Raw genomic sequence first — 22,347 nt, forward strand, 5'->3', positions numbered from 1 at the left:
AGAAGAACCGAACCCATATCTCAGGGTGTTTTTATGTGAACAACCTGCTTCCGCGAAGGCAATTCCGAGGCATTCCATCCGCCGCCAAGGGCTTCGATCAACTGCACGCTGGCAATCTGCTGCTGGGTTTGCAGGGTTGCTTCATTTTGCCGGTAGCTGAGCCATGTGATCTGCGCTGTGAGCACATTTACATAGGGATCCAGTCCAGCCGCATAGCGGGTCTGCGTCTCGCTCAGGGCCCGGCTCGCGGCCTCAACTGCAGCCTGCTGCTGCACCCGGGTGGCAGCGAGGGCATGCAGCGCAGCCAGTTGATCCTCGACCTGTTGAAATGCCGTCAAGGTCGTCTGCCGGTAGTTGGCCACGGCCGCGTCATAAAGGGAGCGATACTGCTGCACATTCGCCCGGCGCGCCCCCGCATCAAAAAGCGTCTCCGCTGCCGAAGGCCCAGCGGACCAGAAGCGGCTCGGCCATAAAAACCAGTTGGCCGCGCTCAGGCTTTGAAAACCAGCCGTGCCACTCAACGTTACATTCGGGAAGTAGGCCGAACGCGCCACCCCAATCTGGGCATTGGCCTGTGCCATCATACGCTCGGCCTCGGCGATATCCGGGCGTCGCTGCAGGAGTTCGGCAGGTACTCCGGTTGGAGTGACGGGCAGCGAGATGGGCTCACTTCCCGGCTCAAGCTTGAATCGAGAGGGCGACTCCCCCATGAGCACCGCAATGGAATGCAGGTACTGTGCCCGCGAACTATACAGCAAGCTCTCTTGCGCTTGCGAAGCCTTAAGCTGCGACTCCACGGCGGCGAGAGCTTCTTCGTTCGAGAGCCCATGCCTATAAAGATGACGCGTTACGTCCATCTCTTGCTGCCAGGCGTGGACGGTCTCTTGCAGAATGCATTGCTGCTCCTCCACCCCGCGCAACTCAAAATACGCAGCGGCAAGGGCGGCATGCGCCAGCAGGCGAACATTCGCCCGCTCAGCGGCGCTGGCCTGTGCAGCATAAAAGCTCGAGGCGACTGTCTTGCGCACGCGCGCCCAGAGATCGGGCTCCCACGAGGCAGTGAGTGGAAACTGATATTCGGCCGTCTCAAATCCGGTGTTCTTGATGCCGGGAATGGCAATCGCCGCTATCCGCTGCTGCGTAATCGAGGGAGCAAGTGTTGCCGCCGGCCAATACTGGGCTCTCGCCGCTCGCATAGCCGCACGCGCGGCAAAGTAATTGGCCGTAGCTGCGGCCAAGGTCTGATTGCTCGCATCCACCTGCGCTTCCAGCCGGTTCAGCGTTGCATCGTGATATTGCATCCACCAGTCTTCGCGCAAGGTCGCGCTCTCGGAGGAGGCGGGCACCCATTGTGCCCCCATCGCCTCTTGATATGCAGGTGCCAGAGGCACGGTAGCCCGACGATAGGCAGGCCCAGGAGCGCAGCCTGCAACTGCAAACGCAAGGCAGCCCGCGAGCAACACTCCTTTGTAAAAAGCCCCACGCGAAATGGAAGTGTTTCTCCGCACGGTCTGTCTCCTACTTGCCGATGTACACGTCCACCAGTTCTCCCGGATACAGCGCCACGCCTTTTGGAGTGCGAAGACGGAAGATGAGAGGCAGCACACGCACGTCCACACGCTCCAGGCGTTGATTCGATAGCTCGATCTTTGGCGACACAAGCGGCTGCATGCGCTCAAACGTCAGCGGCAGATGCACATCAGTCCCGCGAATGGTCATCTGTGCGTGAATTTGCGCTGGCGGTGGCAGGCGCGAGATCAGAATCTCATCGACATAACAGCGCACCTCCATCTCTCCGCTGTTCGCGCTGAGCGAGATCACCGGATCCGTGCCCTGTGTGTAGGCGTCATAAGCGCCCTGCGGCGAAACATAGGCGCCCGGTGCCGTGTTGATCGCCATCACCGTCGCATCTCTTGGCGCCACCAGTGCATATTTGCCGAGCAGAGCCTGCGCCGCCTGGTAAGCGCGAGTCAGCGCTATCCACTGGCGTTCCTGATTTTGGATGTCATAACTCCAAGCGCCTGCTTTCGTCAGTGCATATTGATTTTCAGCAACTGTCAGGTTTGCGGCGGCGACTCGCGCGGCATTCTTGGCATTGTCGAGTGCATCCTGGCTGACCGTTCTTGTATCCGCCCGATAAGCGTCCTGCTGTTTGGTCAGCGTGTCTTGCGATGTCTTGAGTTGCGCCTGCGCCGCCGCGACTTGCGCCGCGCTGACCGCGAGCGACTCTGGTCTTGGCTCTGCGCGCAGCTCGTTCAGCATGGTGTGCGCGGCTGCAGCTTGGGCCTGCAATTGCCGCGTCGTCGCGTTCTGAATCGTGTCGTCAATTTGCAACAGTTTCTGCCCTTTTTTTACGGACTGTCCCTCTTTGACCAACACAGCGCTCACCGTTCCGGCAACTTCGGGGTAAAGATTGAGATTGGTCCCGCTCGATTGAGCACTTTCCACAATGCCCTCGGCGTAGATGCCGTCAGAATAAGGATTCGACGCGGGTTGAAACATCGGCTGCTGCGCCTGCATGACGCGGCTGGAGAAGTATGCGGCCACGCACGCCCCTAGTAATCCAATGCTCGCCAGCACAAACAGCCATCGCGTTTTCATGCCGCACTCCTCTCTACTGGGTGAGTTGTCCGTCTTCCATGTGCAGAATGCGTGAGGCAAATTCGTAGATGCGGCTGTCGTGTGTCACCACCACAATGCAGCGTTGGTCATTCAAAAAGGTGGACTTCACAAACCCAACAATCGTGCGGCCGGTATCTCCATCGAGGGATGCTGTAGGCTCATCCATAATCAGAATGTCCGGGGCGCTTGCAATGGCGCGTGCAATCGCCACGCGCTGCTGCTCGCCGCCACTCAGCTTCACCGGTGGCAGATCGGCACGATTGCCGAGGCCGACAATTTCGAGATAGCGTTGCGCTTCCTGCAGTGCTTCTTTCCAGGGCTTGCGTTTGAGAATGAGCGGAATGGCAACGTTTTCGGCAGTGGTGAGCCGGGGAAATAAATGGTAGTCCTGAAATACAAAGCCGATGCGGTTCAGGCGGAATTCGGCTAATTCATCAGCCGGCAACTTCCAGAGATTGACACCGTCGTTTTGTACTGTGCCGCCGTCTGGCCGCAGAATGCCTGAGATCACACTCAGCAGTGTCGTCTTTCCGCTTCCCGAAGGACCCACGATATATACGATCTCTCCGAAAAATGCTTGTAAATTCACGCGACGCAGAGCGTAGGTCCGAGCCGGTCCCGCGCCAAACCATTTCTCTACGCCTTCGGCCTGAATGGCAGTTCTCATGAATCCTATCCTCTAAATACATCAAAGGGCTCAATGCGCAGTACCTTCCGCACGCCGACATAACTCGAAATTGCAGAAATCAGCACCACCATGCCGAGCGCGAGCGCGAGATTAAAAAACGTGATGCGCGAGGCATAGTCGGGCAGGCGCATCTTGGCCAGCGTCGTGAGTGTCGTGCAAAGCCCTACGCCCAGGCCATAGCCAATCAAGGCCGTAACAGTGGATTGAAAGAGAATCATGGCGATTAATTCACGGCTCTTGGTCCCAATCGCCTTCAGCGCGCCAAATTTCTCCAGGTTTTCGAGAATAAAGGTGTAAAAGGTCTGGCCAGAGATTGAAAGGCCCACGATAAAGCTGATCGTGGTCATGATCAGGATATTGATACCCAGGCCAGTCTGATATTTGTAAAAGTCTGAGATACGATTCTCAAATTGCGCTCTTGTCAGGGCAAGATATCCCAGCGCCGCCACCCTGCGCTGAATTTCTGGAACGTCAGCCGCCGATTTTGGCTCGACCAGGACATACGAGATAGTGAAGCGCGGATTGGGAATATATTGAATTGCCCGGTTGTAGGTGGTGTACAGAGTTGGCAAGCCAAACAGGCTGCTGGTCGGGGCTTTGGCAATGCCCACCAGCACGCCGCGATGATCGTTCAGTTCAAATTCCGTTCCAAGATGAGCATCTCCGAATTTGCTGAATTCAGAATCACGCACCAGGATGAATGAACTCTCGGCGAAGATATTTTGTATGTTGCCCTGAAGCATCGTAGGACGGCCAAAGAGGCTGGTGTCGTCCAGGCCAAGAACGCTGACAGCTTGATACGTTCCATTGCCTAGCTTCACTAATGCTGTGCCGGAAAACAAAGGCACCGCATACTTGACGCCAGGAATACTGCGAACGGAGTCGAGCAGATAATCCGGCAAGCCAATGGAACTGGCCACCGTCTGCACGGACGGATCCATCACCCACATGTCCGCGCCAATGTTGATGACCGTGGAAGAGGCACGATTCAGGACGCCGGCGAAGAGCGACGTCATCACCACCATCAGGAAGGCCGCAAACGTAATGCCCGTGAGCAGAGCGGTGAACTTGCTCCGGTCATTGACCAGCAGTTTGAATGCGAGTTTGAGGATTCCCCGCAATCCGGCCTCCCCTCATATCCAGCAAATAGCCTGTGCTCGTTCCGGCGGCTCCGGTTCCAGCGGTCGCGGGACTCAGCATAAGAGCGGGCAAGCTTTCGCCCGCTCTTACGTCACATGCATTCAGGCTGCTTTCACTTCAATCAGTTTGGGTGGCGCAGCCTTTGGAAGATGAATCTCCAGCACGCCGTTCTCGAGCTTTGCTGTCGCTTTCTCGGCGAGCACGGCGGTTGGCAGCAAGATCTGGCGATAGATTTCGCTGGCAGACATCTCGCTGTACTGCTGACGAGACTTCTTATCTGCCTCCGTCTTGCGTTCCGTCTTTCCATAGACTGTCAGCAGATTGTTTTCTGCGCGAACAGACAATTCCTTCGCTTCAAAGCCGGGCACCTCGGCACGAACCACCACGTCACCGTCATGCTCTTCGACGGCAATCGGTACAGGCTTCAGAATTTCCGATTCCGCGCGGAACCAGTCATTCATATCGAGTCCATCAAAGCCGCCGCGCTGCTGGAAGAGATGGAACGCGCGGTTGGCAATGCGTTGGGTGAGTTGATCCATCTCTTCAAAAATCGACGAGGGGCGAAGCATGGTGGAGATTTGCTTTGGAGCCGAAGGCTCTTTCATCAGGCTGGTAGACATGGTCGTGATCTCCTTTTCGGGATGCAGACAGGAAGGAGCGAGATGAGCAATGGGTGCTCCGACTCCCACCCATCTGCCGAATTTCAGCTTACGAAGCTGCCCGGCGCCTTGATGTGACGCAGAACACCGGCCACCTGATTTTTAGAAAGAGGTGATGGTAGTCACAGATGAAATTGTATGCATCTACTTAGAATCAGAATCCGCAGGTAGTTACACCTTACCGGGAGGTTCTTATGCCGGCTCCCCTCGACTTTTCACCGCCCGCTTTGCGTGGCACGGGTAAATATCAGTTACGGCGTATCCTGCTTGCGCACGACAACTCTCATGCCGCGCGGCAGGCTCTGGAAGACGCCGAGGCCCTCGCGCTGCGCTTCCAGGCCGAAATCATTCTGGTGCGCGTGCAAACCGCCGGCGAAGATTTCTCCAGCACTGCGTTAGCATCGCTCCGCAAGGAAGACTTTCTGGAACTGGACACGATAGTCAAGCACCTCTCTGCCAAGGGCATTACCAGCCGTACCATGGTGCGCACGGGCATGGTCGGTGACACGCTTTTCCATGTCAGCCATGAAGAACGCGCGGATCTGCTGATGTTAGGAGCCTACGGCCATGGCTCTCAGGATCGCCAGACCCTGGGCTCCACTGCGGAGCATCTTCTGCGTGCTATTCCCTGTCCTGTGCTCACCTATGGTCCCCATGCCAGCGCTGGCTTCCTGAGGCGAATGAACGCAAATCCATCCTTGCTGGTGGCGATTCCGCTTCCGTTCAGTATTGAGTCGCTCGAACCGGCGCTGCAGATCGCTCAACTCTTAGGCCTTGCGATCGAGTTGGTACATGTTGTTCAGGAACCGGGGCCGCGCAGAGACAACGGAAAATTTCGCGAGCAGTGTGAGAACCTCGCTCTGCAGATTCGTCAGAGAGGCATTGCCGCTGACTGGACCATCTTTGTCGGCGTTCCTGCCATCTTTCTTCACGCGTGCGTCGAGGAGCGCAAGAGCCCTACGCTCATGTTGCCGCTGCAGCGCCGCGACCGGTTGTCTTCTATTACGTCAGACAACGTGGCAGCACAGATTATCCGCTGTTCGGCAGTCCCGGTGCTCTCTTACCGTATAGATTGATCGAGAGCGAAGCCGTCTACGCTCCAGTGATTCGCATAGCGAACAATCGCAACAGCAAATTTCACTGGAGCACTCGGATCGGTCATCACTTGCACATCTCCGCCGTGACGCAGAGTCTCCAGCGCAAGATGATTCAGCATTTCGTCTGAGGAATCTCCAGACTCCTGTGAGGACAAAATCAGGCGATGAATGCGGCCGTGCTCTGCGGCACAGAGCAATTGCAGTGGATCCTCAACGGCATGGTCTGCCTCCTTTGCGGCCAGCACTTCCTGCCAGGCAGCTTCTTGCTCCGCCGCCAGGTGTGTCCTCCAGACGTGCAGGGCCTTCTGGTGCAGATCTTCCTGCGTGAAGCCTTCCGGGCTGCCCTCCACTTCTTCCGCAAGTAGAGCCGCACTGGCGCACACCTTGCGGTAGAGGCATGTATTGCGTGTAACTCCCGCCAGCATGAGAGAGGATCGCGTTTTGCGCATCAAAGGCTCCACAGAACGAGCCACGGCAGAAAAAAGTGTGCTCCGATGCGCGTCCTGTCTTTCCTCTTCCGCGCTGGTGCTGAAGTGAATGCGCCGCTTTGCTCCAGCGGCCTTTCCGGCTGCTGCGCGATTTTCCAGCATGTGGTCTGGGGGACTGAACTGCCCCGCTTCCCATACGGAGTGAGGCAGTTGATCCGGCAGGGGCACATCTTCCAACGCCGCTCCCGTGCAACGCAACAGGTGTACGTGCTTCTCGCTCAGCGCCAGCAGGTAAAAAGTCCGCTCGCGTTGCAGACCCTCCAGCAGAGGGCGAATATAGAAATCCTCTCCAGCGTGGACCGAGGATGCCACCTGTCCCGCTAGCTGCACAATCGCGGTATAGCCCGGCGTATCAAATATTGCGAGCGATCCTGTATGTCCGGCTGCCTCTGCGTGTTTCGCATATTGCCAAAGATCAGGACTCGGCAGTATTGCTGCCCCGCCGGGCAGGCCGGTCAGCATGCTTTGTGCCTGCTGCAATGCGTTGCGCAGGCGTCTGCCAAGGGTGGAATGCGTTTCACCATCCATGTGCAAGGGCAGATAAATAGAAAGACACGGGCCGATCCGGGGCAGCAGGTTTTTAATGTGCCTGGAATCATAGAATTCGGCAGCATCCATTACAGGAATCACCGCACACCCCCTTCGTTAAGCCACGCGGATATTGTTCTCCACCGCAATGATTCCGGGCACGCTCCACGCCGCACGTTCGGCCTCTTTGCGCCGCGAGAGTGTCTGCACCACGCCCGTGAGCACGGCTCGGTTGCCCTCCAGCGTCACCTGAATGCCATGGGCATTCAGGACGGCATTCCGGCGCAGCGCTTCGTGAATGCGGTCGCGAATCTCCGCCTTGAGAGCATGAGTGCTCACCGTGATCTGATTGCTGACTCCTCTCACTCCCATCAGATCGCGAACCGCGCGTTCCGCCGCCATGCGCTCAAAGTGCCAGTCCACTTCTCCGCTCAGGGTGATCCAGCCATGAGAAACCTGCACATGGATACGATGTTTCGGTAGCGAGCTATGCCACACAAGAGCAGAAGTGGCCGTACGCGCAATGTCTTCATCCCGGCGCTCGCTTTCGGCGGGCAGTTCTACCTCCAGATCATTGATCAACGCACGCACGCCATGAATGCGCATAATGGCACGCTCGGCTGTCTGCTTTTCTGTGTAGCTTCGCACTTTTCCGCTCAAGGTAACCATTGCATCGGATACGGCTACGCCGATCGCAGCCGCATCCAGAGAGGGTTCCAGGTAGAGTTCGTCTTCCACATGCGTTTTGAGTTCTCGGCCGCCATCCCGCATCGCAGACCTCCCGGCGTGACAGAGGGGGGCAGGGCCACTGACCATGCCACGCACTGTCATTTGTCTGAACAGTGTTGCGCTGAACGCGAGTAGTTGAAGTGATTTGGATCACGTAAAATCAGTGCCCGGCGTCACAGCCTGGCTTCGGGCGCGGTTCTATCCTGAGGAGGAATTTCGGAAAGGAGTATTCCGATGACAGAGTATCTTGGTGAGCAGCGCAGCGATGAGCGTGTCCGCAACGATGTAATGCGGGAAATCGAATGGGATCCCGCCATTCTTTCGCAGGACATAGGCATTACCGTGCATCAGGGGGTTGTCACCCTGACGGGATTCGTCCATAGCTTTCCTGAAAAGTTTGCGGCCGAGAGAGCGGCAAAATCCGTCTATGGCGTGCGCTCCCTCGCGAACGATATCCAGGTCAAGCCCAAGCTCCTCCGCACCGACCCGGAGATTGCGCGAGATATTTTGCATGCGCTCGAAGTGCATCCTCTCGTGCCCCATGAGAAGCTCACCGCCACCACGCGGGAAGGCTTCGTGACTCTCGAAGGGGAACTGGAATGGGATTATCAGCGCCGCAATGCGGAGAGCGCCGCGGCAGGTGTCTCTGGTGTTCGCGGCGTCACCAACTCCATACGCATCAAGCCGGCTCTCTCCTCCTCGCAAGTGAAGGAGAAAATAGAAGCGGCTCTCAAGCGCAGCGCGGAGGTGGATGCGCGCCGCATCCATGTCACCTTGCAGGGCAGCACCGTCGAGCTGCACGGCAGCGTCCGCTCATGGCTGGAGAGGGAAGAGGCCGAGCGCGCAGCATGGGCAGCGCCGGGCGTGGCCCATGTAATCGACCATATCTCAGTGACGCCCTGACGCGCAGAATCGCGCCTCAATCATGGGGCACTCAGGCAGTATGTTGTGGGTCTGAATGGTAGGCACGAGCGGATTCGAACCGCTGACCTCTACCGTGTCAAGGTAGCGCTCTAACCAACTGAGCTACGCGCCTGCGAGGTGGGACAAACTGTTTTTAATATAGCAGGAACCGGCCGCTTTCGGAGCGTCGGCCCACCCGCGAATCCGCCATTCGCCTCCCACGGCAGAAAATCTCGCTCTGAGCCCGGCGCTTCCAGTAAAACTGTAATGGCGCAATGAATCCATTCCGGTCGACTCCGAATCTGCTCACCTTTTTGCGGCTCTGTCTGGTGCCGTTTTTGGTGCTGTTGATTCTCAATGACCACTATGAGCTGGCGTTCGGGGTCTTCATCGTGGCCGGCATCACGGATGCGCTCGATGGGCTGCTCGCCCGCATGCTCAATCAGGCCACCATGCTCGGTCATTATCTTGATCCTGTGGCCGACAAGCTGCTCTTGAGCACGCTCTTTCTGGCTCTGCACCACCAGGAACTCATCTCGCGCCTCGTCACTGTGCTGGTCTTCGGCCGCGACTTCGGCATTCTGCTGGTTTCGGCCATTCTCTATGCCACGATTGGCATGCGTTCATTCCCGCCCAGCATTTTTGGCAAAACCAATACGCTCATGCAGATTGTGGCGGTCACCTCGGTGCTGCTGGGCGAGTTCTACGATCCGCTTTGGGTCAAGTTCACGCGGCATTGGTCGCTCGATGCCACCGTGGTCTTCACCGTGCTCTCGGGCTTCCACTATGCCTGGACGGTCGCGCGCCGCGTGGGCCAAATGAGCCCGTCGGCTCCCTCAGAAGGGTAGCCATCGCGCCACCTTTTGCCGGGCCTATGGTTCCGTATCTTCTTCTTGCGGTTGCTCTTCAAGCTCCATGTCGCGGAACTCCGAGGCCTCAAAGACCTCGCCGCACTGCTGGCATTCCACGTATTCGGCGTCTTCTTCGCGCGCTACCACGCGCACTTGGGGGTGTTTGCAGGGCGAGTTCATGGGTGTCGGCATCAGAAAATTGGGTCGAATATGGGGAAGATTGTAGCGGGGCTTTTCAATCTGTCAAAGCATCGTCTTCTGGTTCGATGCCATCCGTGAAAATACGGGGCAAATTCGACCCTGAATGGGAATCCACGTTGAATTCAGACTAAAGCAGTCCTATACTCTACAAAGGGAGTCTTACGTGCTGCGGCTGACAAAGAAAGCGGACTACGGCCTCATGGCAGTCAAGTATCTGGCTGAGCATGCCGGCGAGCCTTCGCGCAGCGCCAAGGATATAGCCGAGGCGTATCACATTCCGGCGCAGTTGCTTGCCAAGATTCTGCAAAAGCTCACCCGCGAGGGGCTTCTGCGCTCCCACGCTGGCATGAACGGCGGATATTCGCTGACGCGGGCGGCCAAGGATATTTCAGCATTTGAAGTCATCCGGGCCATTGACGGACCACTTTTTATCACCTCATGCACCACCGGTACCAGTGTCTGCGACCTGACCGCCAGTTGCACCATCAAAGAACCACTGGCCCGGGTGAATGAAAGCATCATTGATCTGCTGCGCAAGACGCGCATCTCTGACCTGATGGATCATGAGGTTCACAACGCTCCGCCGCAAAAGCTCGTCAGCATTGCGAGCGTGAGCTAAGGCAAGTTTTTAACAGAAGGATTTCAGGAGAAGGCAATGAGTACAGCAACTACCACCAACGGAGCATCCAGCAGCGCGGCCATTGCGGGCATTCCGGTACCGGCGGGCGTCAAGCTGCCCATCTATATGGATAACCACGCCACCACGCGCATGGACCCGCGCGTGCTTGAGGCGATGATGCCCTATTTCACCGAGACCTTTGGCAATGCCGCCAGCCGCAATCACTCCTTTGGTTGGGAAGCCGAACAGGCCGTGGAACAGGCGCGCGCGCAGATTGCCAAGCTCATCGGCGCCACCTCCAAGGAGATCATCTTTACCTCCGGCGCCACCGAGAGCAACAACCTCGCCATCAAGGGCATCGCCGAGATGTACCGCGAGCGCGGCAATCACATCATCACCCAGGCCACCGAGCACAAGGCCGTGCTTGACACCTGCAAGCGCCTCGAAAAGAGCGGCTACCAGGTCACCTATCTGCCCGTGAAGGCCGACGGTCTCATTGACATTGAAGATCTGAAGAATGCCATCACCGACAAGACGATCCTCGTCACCATCATGATCGCCAACAACGAGATCGGCGTCGTTCAGCCCGTTGAAGAAATCGGCAAGCTCTGTCACGAGCGCGGCGTGCTCTTCCATACGGATGGCGTGCAGGCCGTGGGCAAAATTCCGGTCGACGTCAACGCCATGCAGATCGATGCGCTCTCGCTCACCGCGCACAAAATCTACGGTCCCAAGGGCGTCGGCGCGCTTTATGTCCGCCGCCGCAACCCGCGTGTCCAGATTTCTGAGCAGATCAATGGCGGCGGCCACGAGCGCGGCATGCGTTCCGGCACCCTGAACGTGCCCGGCATTGTCGGCCTGGGCAAAGCCTGCGAACTCGCTGGCGAAGAGATGGAATCCGAGGCGAAGCGCCTTACCGCCATGCGCGACCGCCTCAAGCACAAGCTTGAGTCCAGCCTCGACTACATCCACGTCAACGGCACCATGGAGCGCCACCTGCCCGGCAACCTCAACATGAGCTTTGTCTACGTTGAGGGCGAGTCGCTGCTCATGGGCATCAACGATGTCGCTGTTTCGAGCGGCTCGGCCTGCACCTCGGCCACTCTGGAGCCATCTTATGTATTGAAGGCTCTCGGTCTCGGCGATGACGTGGCGCACAGCTCCATCCGCTTCGGCCTTGGCCGCTTCAACACCGACGCCGAAGTGGACTACGTCGCCGACAAGGTGATTGACGTCGTGCAGAAGCTTCGCGAGCTCTCGCCGCTCTACGAGATGGTGAAAGAGGGCATCGACCTTACCAAGATCGAGTGGGCCGCGCACTAAAAAGCGGCTCAATCCACACAGCAGCACGGTGTAACAGAAGATCAGAAGGAGATTCCAAATGGCATACAGCGATAAAGTCATTGACCACTACAACAATCCCCGCAACGTCGGCCAGCTCGACAAGAGCAGCGAGGCCGTCGGTACCGGCCTGGTCGGCGCGCCCGAGTGCGGCGACGTCATGCGTCTGCAGATTCGCGTGAACCCTGAGACGCAGGTCATCGAAGAGGCCAAGTTCAAGACCTTCGGCTGCGGCTCGGCTATCGCTTCGTCCTCGCTCGCCACCGAGTGGGTCAAGGGCAAGACGGTGGAAGAAGCGCTGCAGATCAAGAACACCGACATCGTGAAGGAACTCGCGCTGCCTCCGGTCAAGATTCACTGCTCCGTGCTCGCGGAAGACGCCATCCGTGCTGCCATCGGCGACTGGAAGAAGAAGAATGGCGTCGCCGAGACGGAAGCCGCGCAGCAGACCGTTGCCGCGCAGTAACCCTCATCAGGAAGGAGCCAGGAATGGCAACCTCGCAAACCAGCGGATCCGCCGCGGGAGCAAGCGCTCCTGCGGCCAAAGGGATTGAAGTCACGCCCAAGGCCATCGCTCGCATTCGCGTCGCGATGCAGCAGGAGGGCATCTCGCCCGAGCAGGGCGGTCTGCGCCTGGGCGTGCAGGGTGGCGGATGCAGCGGCCTCTCGTACAGCGTGCGCTTTGACACGCAGCCACGCGAGCGCGACCGCATCTACACCTACGACGACGTGCGCATTTTTGTGGACCCCAAATCGTTCCTCTACCTCAGTGGCATGATTCTCGACTACGAAGAGACGCTCATGCGCCGTGGCTTCAATTTCATCAACCCAAACTCTAAAAAGTCCTGCGGCTGCGGCTCATCCTTCTCGGCCTGAGCCCGTCGCGGCTCACTTTTTTCGATTCGCCTATGCAAAATGCCACCACCTCCGTCTCTGGTGTCTGCTGGTCCTGCGGTCAAACGCTTGAGGGCTCTGCGGCCTTGTGCGCGGCCTGCGGAAAAGTGCAGCCGGTCATTTCTGAAGGCGGAGAGCAGCCGGACTACTTCCGCGTCTTCGGCCTGCCGCGCAAGCTTGCACTCGACACCGCCGCTCTCGAGCGCAGCTTCTACCGCCTCAGCCGCAAGCTGCATCCCGACGTTTACGCACGCGCCTCGGCCGAGGAGCAGCAATGGAGCCTCGACCAGACCTCGCTGCTCAACGACGCCTACCGCACGCTCAAGAATCCTGTAGCGCGCACCGAGTATCTGCTCAAGCTCGAAGGCAAACCCATCGCCAGCGAAGAGCAGCAGGCCCAAAGCGGAGTCCAGCCCGGTGCTACCAAAGAAGCTCGCGTGCCCGCAGACATGCTCGAAGAGGTCTTCGAGCTGAACATGCAGCTTGAAGAGATGCGCATGAACCGCAAAATGGGCGAGGATGATCCCGCTCTCCGCGGCGATCTTGAGAAAGCACGCGCGCAGTTTGAAGCGCAGCTCGCCGCCGTTGACGAAGACCTGAAGACCCTGTGGCAGCAATGGGACGCGGCCATCGACGCAGATGCGTCCGCCACCGCCGAGCCGGTGAAGGACAAGATGTTCTCCCTGCTCGACCGCCGCCGCTATATTCGTAACCTTGTTCGTGACGTAAACGACGCACTCGGCGCTTAGGGAGATTGCATGCCACTCGTTCGTATTTCGGTTTTTGAAGATCTCGCCAAAGAGCGCCGCCGGCAATTGCCGCAAGCGGTGTACGACGCCATGCGGACCGTTCTCCCTATTCCCGAAGGCGATCTTTTCGTGGTGCTCACCGCGCATGCCGAGGGCGAGATGGTGGTCGATCCCCACTTCATGGGTGTAACCCGGACTAAGGACTTCGTTCTGGTGCAGATTACCTTCCGGCACCGCCCGGTTGAGATCAAGCAGAAGCTTTATGCCGAGATCGCCAGCCTGCTCCAGCAGCGTGCGGGTATAGCACCGGACGATGTGATGATTGTGATCACGGAAAACGATCTTGCAGACTGGTCCTTTGGCCGGGGCGAAGCGCAGTATGTGCTGCATCCGCCTGCTTAGATCCAGCTTGTCGCGGGAAAAGTGAATTTCTTATGAGTGAAAACGTTCAGGAAAGAATTGTTGGCATTGATCTCGGTACCACCAACTCGCTGATCGCCTTCATGCAGGGCGAGCAGCCGGTGGTGATTCCCGGCGAAGACGGCTCCAGGCTTGTGCCTTCGGTCGTGGCTATTCCGTCGGCGAAGCAGATCGTCGTGGGCAACGCCGCACGGCAATATCTGGCGGAAACGCCGGAGCGCGTCGTCTACTCGGCCAAGCGCCTGATGGGCCGCGGTGTCGAAGATGTGCAGGAAGAGTTGAAGCTCTTCCCGTTTCGCATCGCCAGTGACCTGCAGACCGGCGAAGTCATCCGCCTGCAGATCGGCGAGCAGCAGTTCACGCCACCGGAGATTTCCGCCTACGTCCTGCGCCAGCTCAAGCGTAATGCCGAGCGCTACTTCGGTGCGCCCGTCACCAAGGCGGTCATCACCGTCCCGGCATATTTCAATGACGCGCAGCGCCAGGCCACCAAGGATGCAGGCCGCATGGCCGGCCTCGAAGTGCTGCGCCTGGTCAACGAGCCTACGGCGGCCGCGCTCGCCTACGGCCTCGACCGGGCGAAAGAAGGCATCGTCGCTGTGTACGACCTCGGCGGCGGCACCTTTGATATTTCCATCCTAAAGCTGCATGACGGCATCTTCGAGGTCATCGCTACCAATGGCGACACCCACCTCGGCGGCGACGACATCGACAACCTGCTCATCGCCATCGCGCTCGACGACATTCACGGCGAGCTGAATCTCGATCTGCGCCACGACGCTGCGGCCGTGCAGGCCATTCGCAAGGCTGTCATTGAGGCAAAGATCGCGCTCTCGTCGTCCGATTCCGCCCGCATCTCCGTCGATCTGCCCGGCGGCGTGCCCTATCGCCGTGAAATCACGCGCGAGCAGTTCCAGCAACTCGTCAAGCCCATCCTCGATCGCACCGTCGGCCCGTGCCTTGCCGCGATGAAAGACGCCGGCATCCAGCCCGAACAAATTGATGAAGTCGTCCTTGTCGGCGGCTCCACGCGTATTCCCGCCGTCTGGCAGCTTACCGATGAGCTGTTTCATCTCGCGCCGCGCGGCAAAAAGCCCCATCGCGAGCTCAATCCCGACGAAGTCGTCGCTCTCGGTGCGGCCGTGCAGGCCAACATTCTTGAGGGCGGCAGCAAAGCCACTGAGGACATGCTGCTGCTCGACGTCACCCCGCTCTCGCTCGGCATTGAGGCCCTCGGCGGAGTCGTCGCCAGGATCATCCAGCGCAACTCGACCATCCCCGCCTCGGCCACCGAGCACTTCACCACCGGCGTCGATGGCCAGACCAACGTTGCCATCCACGTGCTGCAGGGCGAGCGTGAGCTCGCCAAGGACTGCCGCTCACTCGCCCGCTTCGATCTCAAAGGCATTCCGCCCATGGCCGCCGGTCTGCCGCGCATTGAGGTCAAGTTCCTCATCGACGCGAACGGCATTCTGCAGGTCAACGCGCGCGAACAGCGCAGTGGACAAGAGGCGCAGATCGAGGTCAAGCCCACCTACGGCCTCACCGACGATCAGGTGGAGTCGATGATTCTCGAATCCTTCGACTTTGCCGAGCAGGACTTTCATGAGCGCCAGTTGATTGAGGCGCGCAATGAGGCCACCAATTTGCTCGCGCACGTGGAGAAGGCACCCCAACACCCCGCCTGGCAACAGTTGACGGAGGAAGACCGCACGCACATTCGCTCTCTGGCAGAAGAACTCCGCGTGCTCGTGCAGGGCGATGATCTGCAGGCGCTGCGTGCCGGCACCGAGGCGCTCGACAAATCCACCACCCGCTTTGCCGAACTTATGATGGATGCCGCCGTCTCCACCGCCCTCCGCGGACAGACCATGGAGGCCGCCGGCGACAAACTTGGTGACGGCCCGGACGCACCGCACCCCTTTGCGCCTGCCGAAATCACCGACAAATAGAATGGAATGAGAATCCGACCATGACGACAGAGAATTCACAGCAATCCATCGACCTCAGCCAGCCGCCCGCGCCCAACATGGTGCGCGTCACCTTTATGCCCGAGGGCCGCACGGTTGAGTTTGAGTACGGCACCATGCCGTATGACCACCACGGCAAACCCATGTCCTTTCTAGACGTTGCAGAAAACTACGGCATCTTTCTCGATCACGCCTGCGGCGGATCCTGCGCCTGCACCACCTGCCACATCTGGATCAAGGAAGGCGCAAAGGGTATCAGCGAAGCCGACGACGATGAGCTGGACCGTCTCGACATGGCGGCCGATCTGCAACTCAACTCACGCCTCGGCTGCCAGGCCGTCATTACCGGCCCCGGTAGCTATGTTGTCGAGATTCCTAAGTGGAACCGCAACTACGTGCAGGAAGGCAAGCCGCTGGCTGCCGCTGAAAAATAAATAGCATCATCACAGTTACAAATTCCGGAGCCCACCATGCCGCGTGAAATTACCTGGAACGACGCCGAAGAAATCGGCATTCAACTGCAGGAGAAGTTCCCGGATCTCGATCCGCTCTCCGTCCGCTTTACCGACCTGCACAAGCACGTCACCGAGTTGGAAGGTTTCGCCGACGACCCGTCCAAGTCCAATGAAAGCAAACTTGAGGCCATCCAGATGGCCTGGTACGAGGAATACAAAGACGCGCAGTAACCGGCTGCGCGTCTCCGCTTCACTCACTTCATCGCCGGTGCGAGTCCGGCGTCTCTTCTCCGCTCCACCCGCTTCCGTTTTCCCATCCCTTAAGTCAGCTCCCTTGGCACGTTCAGGTCGAATATTCGCATCCTCTTTGCGTCTTTATTTTCTTGTTTTGTTCGCCTTTTTGAGGCGTTGAGCGGCCCATTCCCGCTCTTTTCTTTAGTTTCTTTAAGGTTCGGTGAAATGTGGCCGCCAAAGGGATGCAGAATGCTCGCGGGCCACTATCCTAACTTTCGGGACGCGAGGCATTGTGCCCTGCGCGGGAACCAAAAGTTTTCAGACGTATCAATGAAGTGAAAAGCCAAGAGGAGGCCTTCATGAGCATTTTCAACAAGACTGCCGACACGAGCCGCCGCAAGTTCGGCAAGGGCGCGATTCTCGCCCTGGCGCTCGCTGTGGCCGGTGCCGGTTCGGCGTTTGCCGCGGCGCAGGTCAACATTCTCGAAACCGGTTCGAGCCTGCTGTATCCGCTCTTCAATCTCTGGGTTCCGGTCTACACCAAGGCCCACCCGAACGTGAAGATCACCACGCAGTCCACCGGCAGCGGCACGGGTATGTCGCAGTCCGTGGCCGGCATCGCGCAGATCGGCGCTTCTGACGCTTACCTGAGCAACGCCATTATGCACATGCACCCGGATATGCTGAACATTCCGCTGGCGATCTCTTCGCAGATGGTGAACTACAACGTTCCCGGCCTGAACAAGGCGCATCTGAAGCTGAGCGGCCCGGTGCTCGCTGGCATCTACTCCGGCAAGATCACCAAGTGGAACGACGCCCAGATCGCGAAGATCAACCCCGGCGTTAAGCTGCCCAACCACAACATCATTCCCATTCACCGCACTGACGGCAGCGGCGACACCTTCATCTTCACGCAGTACTTGGCCTTCAGCACCCCGTCCTGGGCAAACTCCCTCAGCTACGGCACCACGGTCAGCTGGCCGGCAGTCTCCGGCAGCCTCGGCGCCGAGGGCAATCCTGGTATGGTGACGGCTCTGAAGGGCAGCGCCTACTCCATCGCCTACATCGGCATCAGCTTTGAGCAGGCCATCATGCACGACGGCATGGGCATCGCAGCTCTCGGCAACCGCGACGGCAAGTTCGTTCTGCCGAACGACCACACCGTCAGCGCTGCCGCTGCCGCAATGGTTCCCAAGACCCCGAAGGACGAGCGCGTTAGCCTCATCTTCGCTCCGGGTGCCGAATCCTACCCCATCATCAACTACGAGTACGCGCTCGTGAAGAAGGATCAGCCCTCCTCCGACACCGCCGCGGCTCTGCGCCAGCTCTTCACCTGGGCCATCAGCAAGAACGGCGGCAACTCGCCTAAGTTCATGAGCGAAGTTCACTTCGTAGCCCTGCCCCCTTCAGTGGTCAAGCTGAGCATGGATCAGGTCAACCAGATCCGCTAAACTCTGCACCTTCGGGTGTGCGGTTTTTCCCTTCGCCCCTGCCGGAAGATTTCCTCCGGCGGGGGCCAACTGTCTACAATAAGATTGAGAGCACGCTCTCACGCAGTTACAGAAGCAAAAATAAGTGATTATTACAGTTACGCTTTGTAGCTCTCCGATTTTCCAGCATCTGTAGGCGCACCGGAGCCTGAGCATGTCGTTCAAAAACATCATTGCCCCTATCGCCAGCATTGTAGGGGTCACCCTGGTTCTCATCGTCCTGTTCCTGGGCAAATACGCCTGGTCGGCTGTGAAGCTGAATGGCTGGTCGTTTCTCTCAAAGAACGATTGGAACCTGGGCAATCTGTACGCAGATCCGATTGTGCACCACGGCGTCACTCTCATGCCTGGCGCGCAATACGGCATCCTCTTTCTGATCGTTGGCACGCTGCTCAGCACTCTGATCGCTGTCGTCATCGCGGTGCCATTCGGGGTCGGTTCGGCCATTTTCCTGGCCGACGGAATCCCCGCTTCGCTGCGTCCCTGGCTGTCTTTCTTTGTGGAACTGCTGGCTGCGGTCCCCAGCGTGGTCTACGGACTGTGGGGCTACTTTGCCGTCATTCCGCTGCTCAACGAGCATGTCTTTCCCTGGATGGCCATCCACCTCAAGTTCATTCCCTTTTTCGCCGGCGATACGGGCAGTGGCTACGGACTTCTCACCTCCGGCCTCGTGCTCACGCTCATGATCGTGCCGCTCATCACCTCCACCATGCGTGATGCGCTCATCTCGCAGCCGCGTGGATTGAGAGAAGCAGCCCTCGCCCTCGGCGCCACGCGCTTTGAGACCATGTGGTCGGTCATTCTGCCCTCCACGCGCCGCGTGCTCATTGCCTCCGGCATTCTGGCGACCGGCCGCGCCCTCGGCGAAACCATGGCCGTGCTCATGGTCAGCGGCAATGCTCTCAACTACCTGCCCAAAAACATCTACTCCCCCATCACCACCATGGCGGCCTTCGTCGCTTCGCAGTTGGATAGCGCTATGGAAGACCCCACCGGAATGGCCGTCCGCTCCCTTGCCGAGGTGGCGTTGGTGCTTTGCGTCATCTCCGTCATCGTGAACAGTGCCGCACGCCTGATGCTCTACGTCAGCGGCTACCAGCGCATGGGAGGTGGCTCATGGCAGTAACCGCGGCCGATGTTCGCTCCGTCATCATGAAGCCCTCGCCCCTGCGGGCCACGCAGCGCGCCGTCTTCAACTTTCTCGGCTGGGGGCTGTGCGCCTTCACCTTCGCCGTGCTTGGCTTCGCGATGATCTGGATTCTCAAGATGGTCTTCGTGCAAGGCGCAAGCTCCATGAACTGGAAGGTGCTTTCCACCGTTACCACTGGCGTCGGCGGCGGCCTGCTCAATGCGATTGAGGGTACGCTCTTGCTCGCGCTCGGCGGCGTCGTCCTTTCGGTGCCTCCCGGCATCGCCGCCGGAATCTATCTCTCCGAATACGACGGCGGATGGCTCGCCCCTGTCCTGCGCTTCATGTCTGACGTACTTGTTGGCGTTCCCTCCATCGTGGTCGGCTACTTCTGCTACGTCACCATGGTCGATCAGTTGGGCTGGAAGTTCTCGATCGCCGCCGGCAGCATCTCGCTCGCCATCATCTCCATGCCCTACGTCACCCGCACCGCCGAGGTCGCTTTCCGCGCTGTTCCTCGCACGCTGCGCGAGGCAGGTTTTGGACTCGGTTGCACGCCCGGCACCGTCATCCTGCGCGTTTGCCTCCCGATGGCGCTGCCCACCATTCTCACCGGAGTGCTGCTGGCCCTCGCCATATCAGTCGGCGAAACGGCCCCGCTCATCTACACCGCGGGATGGTCCAGCTACATGTGGACCGGCCATCTGACCAATGAGCCGGTCGGCTATCTCACCTACGTCATCTGGACCTTCATCACCGAGCCCTTCGCCTCGGCTCACGCTCTGGCTTTCGCCGCTGCATTTTTCGTCACAGTTTTTGTGCTGATCATCAGCGTGATTGCGCGCGTCGTCACCTTCCGCCGTTCCGGCTGGGGCCACCACTAGTCCATCCGCTTCTCCTCCTGAGGCCGGCAGCGCATTGCGCTCGCCGGCCTTTTCTCATCTGGCACGCCGGTTTTCCATCTCTTGTCAAAGCGCGTAATCTGAACCCGCGCACGCCATCGAGGAGATAACCCTATGCTGAGTACCACTCGACCCTTCCGCCCGGGCATCGTCCGCCTAGCCGCTTTCGTTGCAGCCGCAGTGCTTTCCGCCCTCCCAGCAGCGGCACGCACCGTCACCGCGCAAAACGCTGAGGTACACGCAAGCTTCAGCAGCAACGGCACCTATCAGCTTCACTGCCTGCAAACGCACTGGGATCTGCAAGGCTCGCTGCCTGTGAATCCCGCCGCGCTCGCAGTCAAATCTGGCTCCGATGCACTCGGCGCATGGACAGAAGTGGATGCCACCACCTCGAACCGCGTCGCCATCATTCGCGTCTATCAGCAGCAGCCAGTGGTTCTTTTTCTCGATCGCCGCACGCACTCCGCGCCCAATCGTCATCCCTTTCCGCAGTTCGCAGCGCTGCCGCCCGGCCTTGAGCAGTTCAGCTACGGCGTCAACACCTTCGCGCACTATCAATTCGGAAAGCTTGGCGCGCAAGGCCCCTGGGTGCTCTTCGATGCCCGGCGCAACGCCATGGTGCTCTCTCCCGCCGATCACTTCCTCGTAGCGGACATGAAGGCGATTCCCGGCGGCAAGGTCAGCAGCGGCGTTGATCCGCAAATCAAGACGCTGCCTGCCGGTTTTGAGCACGGCACGCTGCTGGTGCTGGGGCACGGCATCGACCAGACACTCACAGCGTGGGGACAAGCGCTCGAAACCCGCAACGGTAAGCAGCCCGTCCCCAGCGATGCAGATGTGCTACTCAACAAGTTCGGCTACTGGACCGACCATTATGCGACTTATTACTACAAATACGAGCAGAGTCTGGGCTATGAAGGCACACTCGTAGCGGTGCGCAATGCGTATCAGAAACTTGGCGTCCCCATCGCCTACATGCAGCTCGATAGTTGGTGGTATCCCAAGCAGAAGGGCAACAGCCTCGCGGCCATGGCCGTCAATGGCGCGACCGTCTATCGCGCCGATCCAAAGATATTCCCCAAGGGCCTGCACGCTTATCGTCAGCAGCTCGGCCTGCCTTTCGTGGTGCATGCCCGCTGGATCGCGCCCGATAGCCCCTATCGCCACAAATTCAAGATGTCGAACAATGTGATCCTCTCGCCGAAGTATTGGAACCAGACGGCGAAGTATCTCCATCGCGGCGGCGTGGCGGTTTACGAGCAGGACTGGCTCGACCACAACGCGCGCCCGGCCATCAACCTGACCGATCCCCAGCAGTTTCTCGGCAACATGGCGCATGCCATGGCCCGCCAGCAGATCGCCATCCAGTACTGCATGCCGCTGCCCGGCTACTTCATGGCCAGCACCCGCTACCAAAATCTTCAAACCATCCGCGTCAGCGACGATGGCTTTCGCCGCTCGCGCTGGGACTGGTTCCTCTATGGCTCTGCCCTGGCCCGCGCCGTCGGCCTCTGGCCGTGGACCGATGTCTTCATGAGCCATCAGCTTCCTGAGCTGATCTTGTCCACGCTCTCAGCCGGTCCGGTCGGCGTCGGCGACCCCATCGATCAGATCGATGCCGCGAATCTCAAGCGCGTCATGCGTGCTGACTCCGTGCTGCTCAAGCCGGATACTTCCATCGTGCCCACCGACGCGACCTTCCAGAGCGATGCCGCCAACCTCGAAGGCCCCATGGTCGCCTCCACGCACAGTGGAGACGAGGTGGAAGTCTTCGCCTATCCCCGCCGCGATCTTCCCAGGCAGGTCGCCGTGCCACTGCGTGAAGTCGGTATCACCGGTCAGGCCTATGCCTACAACTGGGTCAATCACACCGGCAAACTTATTGCCGCCAAAGGCTCCGTTACCATGCCATTTGCGAATGGATGGGCCTACTCCGTGCTGGCTCCTGTCGATGCGCATGGAATTGCCATTCTGGGAGATACAAATGCCGTGGTTCCACTCGCGGCCAAGCGTTTTCAGGTCGCATCAGGCAATCAAAATGACCAGGTGACGGTTACATTTGCAAAAGGCGAGAGCGCTGTCATGCTGACAGGATGGGCTCGCCAGCAGCCACACGTGCGGGCAAAGAAGGGGAGCGTCGGCACCGTCCACTTCGATGCCACGACACACCTCTTCACCGTGCCGGTCCATCCATCGGACAACACGGCGGAGCTTCGTCTGAATTAGCAGGGAATGCAG

General features: G+C 59.1%; 24 protein-coding genes and 1 tRNA gene. 16 read left to right on the plus strand and 9 right to left on the minus strand.

The features are described 5' to 3' along the window. Positions 1-20: 20 nt before the first annotated feature. The 5 genes from ACP_RS12030 to ACP_RS12050 form a co-directional block, all read right to left on the minus strand. Positions 21-1,619, minus strand: a complete 1,599-nt coding sequence (locus ACP_RS12030) for an efflux transporter outer membrane subunit (protein WP_337998442.1) — start codon at positions 1,617-1,619, stop codon at positions 21-23. Continuing rightward, positions 1,519-2,601 (minus strand): HlyD family secretion protein, encoded by a 1,083-nt coding sequence (locus ACP_RS12035; RefSeq protein ID WP_015897606.1) that lies wholly within the window; start codon positions 2,599-2,601, stop codon positions 1,519-1,521. The genes ACP_RS12030 and ACP_RS12035 overlap by 101 nt, the downstream gene beginning before the upstream one ends. 13 nt (positions 2,602-2,614) lie before the next feature. Next, a complete protein-coding gene (locus tag ACP_RS12040) occupies positions 2,615-3,289 on the minus strand; it encodes an ABC transporter ATP-binding protein (protein ID WP_015897607.1) in 675 nt (224 codons plus the stop codon). A 5-nt stretch (positions 3,290-3,294) separates the two neighbouring features. Continuing rightward, on the minus strand, positions 3,295-4,431 hold the full coding sequence (locus tag ACP_RS12045) for an ABC transporter permease (RefSeq protein ID WP_015897608.1): 1,137 nt from the start codon (positions 4,429-4,431) through the stop codon (positions 3,295-3,297). Positions 4,432-4,551: 120 nt separating this feature from the next. Then, positions 4,552-5,070, minus strand: a complete 519-nt coding sequence (locus ACP_RS12050) for an Hsp20 family protein (protein ID WP_015897609.1) — start codon at positions 5,068-5,070, stop codon at positions 4,552-4,554. A gap of 233 nt (positions 5,071-5,303) precedes the next feature. Here ACP_RS12050 and ACP_RS12055 point away from each other — a divergent pair, with 233 nt between their 5' ends. Next, positions 5,304-6,185, plus strand: a complete 882-nt coding sequence (locus tag ACP_RS12055; protein ID WP_015897610.1) for a universal stress protein — start codon at positions 5,304-5,306, stop codon at positions 6,183-6,185. On the opposite strand, the gene ACP_RS12060 is transcribed toward ACP_RS12055, so the two are convergent. Both ACP_RS12060 and ACP_RS12065 read right to left on the minus strand, forming a co-directional pair. Then, a complete protein-coding gene (locus ACP_RS12060; protein WP_015897611.1) occupies positions 6,170-7,312 on the minus strand; it encodes a baeRF3 domain-containing protein in 1,143 nt (380 codons plus the stop codon). The two genes, ACP_RS12055 and ACP_RS12060, sit on opposite strands and share 16 nt — an antisense overlap. Before the next feature lie 27 nt (positions 7,313-7,339). Then, on the minus strand, positions 7,340-7,993 hold the full coding sequence (locus tag ACP_RS12065; protein ID WP_041839543.1) for a BON domain-containing protein: 654 nt from the start codon (positions 7,991-7,993) through the stop codon (positions 7,340-7,342). A gap of 192 nt (positions 7,994-8,185) precedes the next feature. Here ACP_RS12065 and ACP_RS12070 point away from each other — a divergent pair, with 192 nt between their 5' ends. Then, positions 8,186-8,854 (plus strand): BON domain-containing protein, encoded by a 669-nt coding sequence (locus ACP_RS12070; RefSeq protein ID WP_015897613.1) that lies wholly within the window; start codon positions 8,186-8,188, stop codon positions 8,852-8,854. A 56-nt stretch (positions 8,855-8,910) separates the two neighbouring features. Here ACP_RS12070 and ACP_RS12075 read toward each other — a convergent pair. Beyond that, positions 8,911-8,987 (minus strand) — tRNA-Val (locus tag ACP_RS12075). Between the two features lie 142 nt (positions 8,988-9,129). Between ACP_RS12075 and ACP_RS12080 the strand changes: the two genes are divergently transcribed. Then, positions 9,130-9,702 (plus strand): CDP-alcohol phosphatidyltransferase family protein, encoded by a 573-nt coding sequence (locus ACP_RS12080; RefSeq protein ID WP_015897614.1) that lies wholly within the window; start codon positions 9,130-9,132, stop codon positions 9,700-9,702. 24 nt (positions 9,703-9,726) lie between these two features. On the opposite strand, the gene ACP_RS18695 is transcribed toward ACP_RS12080, so the two are convergent. Further along, entirely contained in the window at positions 9,727-9,858 is a 132-nt protein-coding gene (locus ACP_RS18695) for a hypothetical protein (protein WP_274425238.1), read from the minus strand. A gap of 211 nt (positions 9,859-10,069) precedes the next feature. On the opposite strand from ACP_RS18695, the gene ACP_RS12085 reads away from it, so the two are divergent. The 13 genes from ACP_RS12085 (at position 10,070) to ACP_RS12145 (ending at position 22,335) form a co-directional block, all read left to right on the plus strand. Continuing rightward, entirely contained in the window at positions 10,070-10,525 is a 456-nt protein-coding gene (locus tag ACP_RS12085; protein WP_015897616.1) for an RrF2 family transcriptional regulator, read from the plus strand. A gap of 36 nt (positions 10,526-10,561) precedes the next feature. Next, entirely contained in the window at positions 10,562-11,848 is a 1,287-nt protein-coding gene (locus ACP_RS12090) for an IscS subfamily cysteine desulfurase (RefSeq protein WP_015897617.1), read from the plus strand. Positions 11,849-11,906: 58 nt separating this feature from the next. Further along, complete coding sequence (iscU, locus tag ACP_RS12095) at positions 11,907-12,332, plus strand: Fe-S cluster assembly scaffold IscU (RefSeq protein ID WP_015897618.1); 426 nt, start codon at positions 11,907-11,909, stop codon at positions 12,330-12,332. 23 nt (positions 12,333-12,355) lie between these two features. Continuing rightward, complete coding sequence (locus ACP_RS12100; protein ID WP_015897619.1) at positions 12,356-12,742, plus strand: HesB/IscA family protein; 387 nt, start codon at positions 12,356-12,358, stop codon at positions 12,740-12,742. Positions 12,743-12,867: 125 nt separating this feature from the next. Then, positions 12,868-13,509, plus strand: a complete 642-nt coding sequence (hscB, locus tag ACP_RS12105; RefSeq protein WP_238525553.1) for a Fe-S protein assembly co-chaperone HscB — start codon at positions 12,868-12,870, stop codon at positions 13,507-13,509. A gap of 9 nt (positions 13,510-13,518) precedes the next feature. After that, a complete protein-coding gene (locus ACP_RS12110) occupies positions 13,519-13,911 on the plus strand; it encodes a tautomerase family protein (RefSeq protein WP_015897621.1) in 393 nt (130 codons plus the stop codon). Between the two features lie 32 nt (positions 13,912-13,943). Next, positions 13,944-15,881, plus strand: a complete 1,938-nt coding sequence (gene hscA, locus ACP_RS12115; RefSeq protein WP_015897622.1) for a Fe-S protein assembly chaperone HscA — start codon at positions 13,944-13,946, stop codon at positions 15,879-15,881. 20 nt (positions 15,882-15,901) lie between these two features. Beyond that, on the plus strand, positions 15,902-16,333 hold the full coding sequence (locus ACP_RS12120; RefSeq protein WP_041839544.1) for a 2Fe-2S iron-sulfur cluster-binding protein: 432 nt from the start codon (positions 15,902-15,904) through the stop codon (positions 16,331-16,333). A gap of 36 nt (positions 16,334-16,369) precedes the next feature. Further along, positions 16,370-16,585 (plus strand): Fe-S cluster assembly protein IscX, encoded by a 216-nt coding sequence (iscX, locus tag ACP_RS12125; protein WP_015897624.1) that lies wholly within the window; start codon positions 16,370-16,372, stop codon positions 16,583-16,585. Positions 16,586-16,947: 362 nt separating this feature from the next. After that, positions 16,948-18,039 carry a phosphate ABC transporter substrate-binding protein PstS gene (gene pstS / locus ACP_RS12130; RefSeq protein WP_015897625.1) on the plus strand — a complete coding sequence of 364 codons (1,092 nt, stop codon included), beginning with the start codon at positions 16,948-16,950 and terminating at the stop codon, positions 18,037-18,039. Positions 18,040-18,232: 193 nt separating this feature from the next. Beyond that, positions 18,233-19,204, plus strand: a complete 972-nt coding sequence (pstC, locus tag ACP_RS12135) for a phosphate ABC transporter permease subunit PstC (RefSeq protein WP_015897626.1) — start codon at positions 18,233-18,235, stop codon at positions 19,202-19,204. After that, positions 19,195-20,091, plus strand: coding sequence for a phosphate ABC transporter permease PstA (gene pstA / locus ACP_RS12140; protein WP_015897627.1), 897 nt, complete (start codon positions 19,195-19,197; stop codon positions 20,089-20,091). Before pstC ends, pstA begins: the two co-directional genes overlap by 10 nt. A 132-nt stretch (positions 20,092-20,223) precedes the next feature. Further along, entirely contained in the window at positions 20,224-22,335 is a 2,112-nt protein-coding gene (locus ACP_RS12145; protein WP_015897628.1) for a hypothetical protein, read from the plus strand. The last annotated feature ends 12 nt before the right edge of the window (positions 22,336-22,347 follow it).

This window comes from Acidobacterium capsulatum ATCC 51196 (assembly GCF_000022565.1).
Lineage (GTDB): Bacteria > Acidobacteriota > Terriglobia > Terriglobales > Acidobacteriaceae > Acidobacterium > Acidobacterium capsulatum.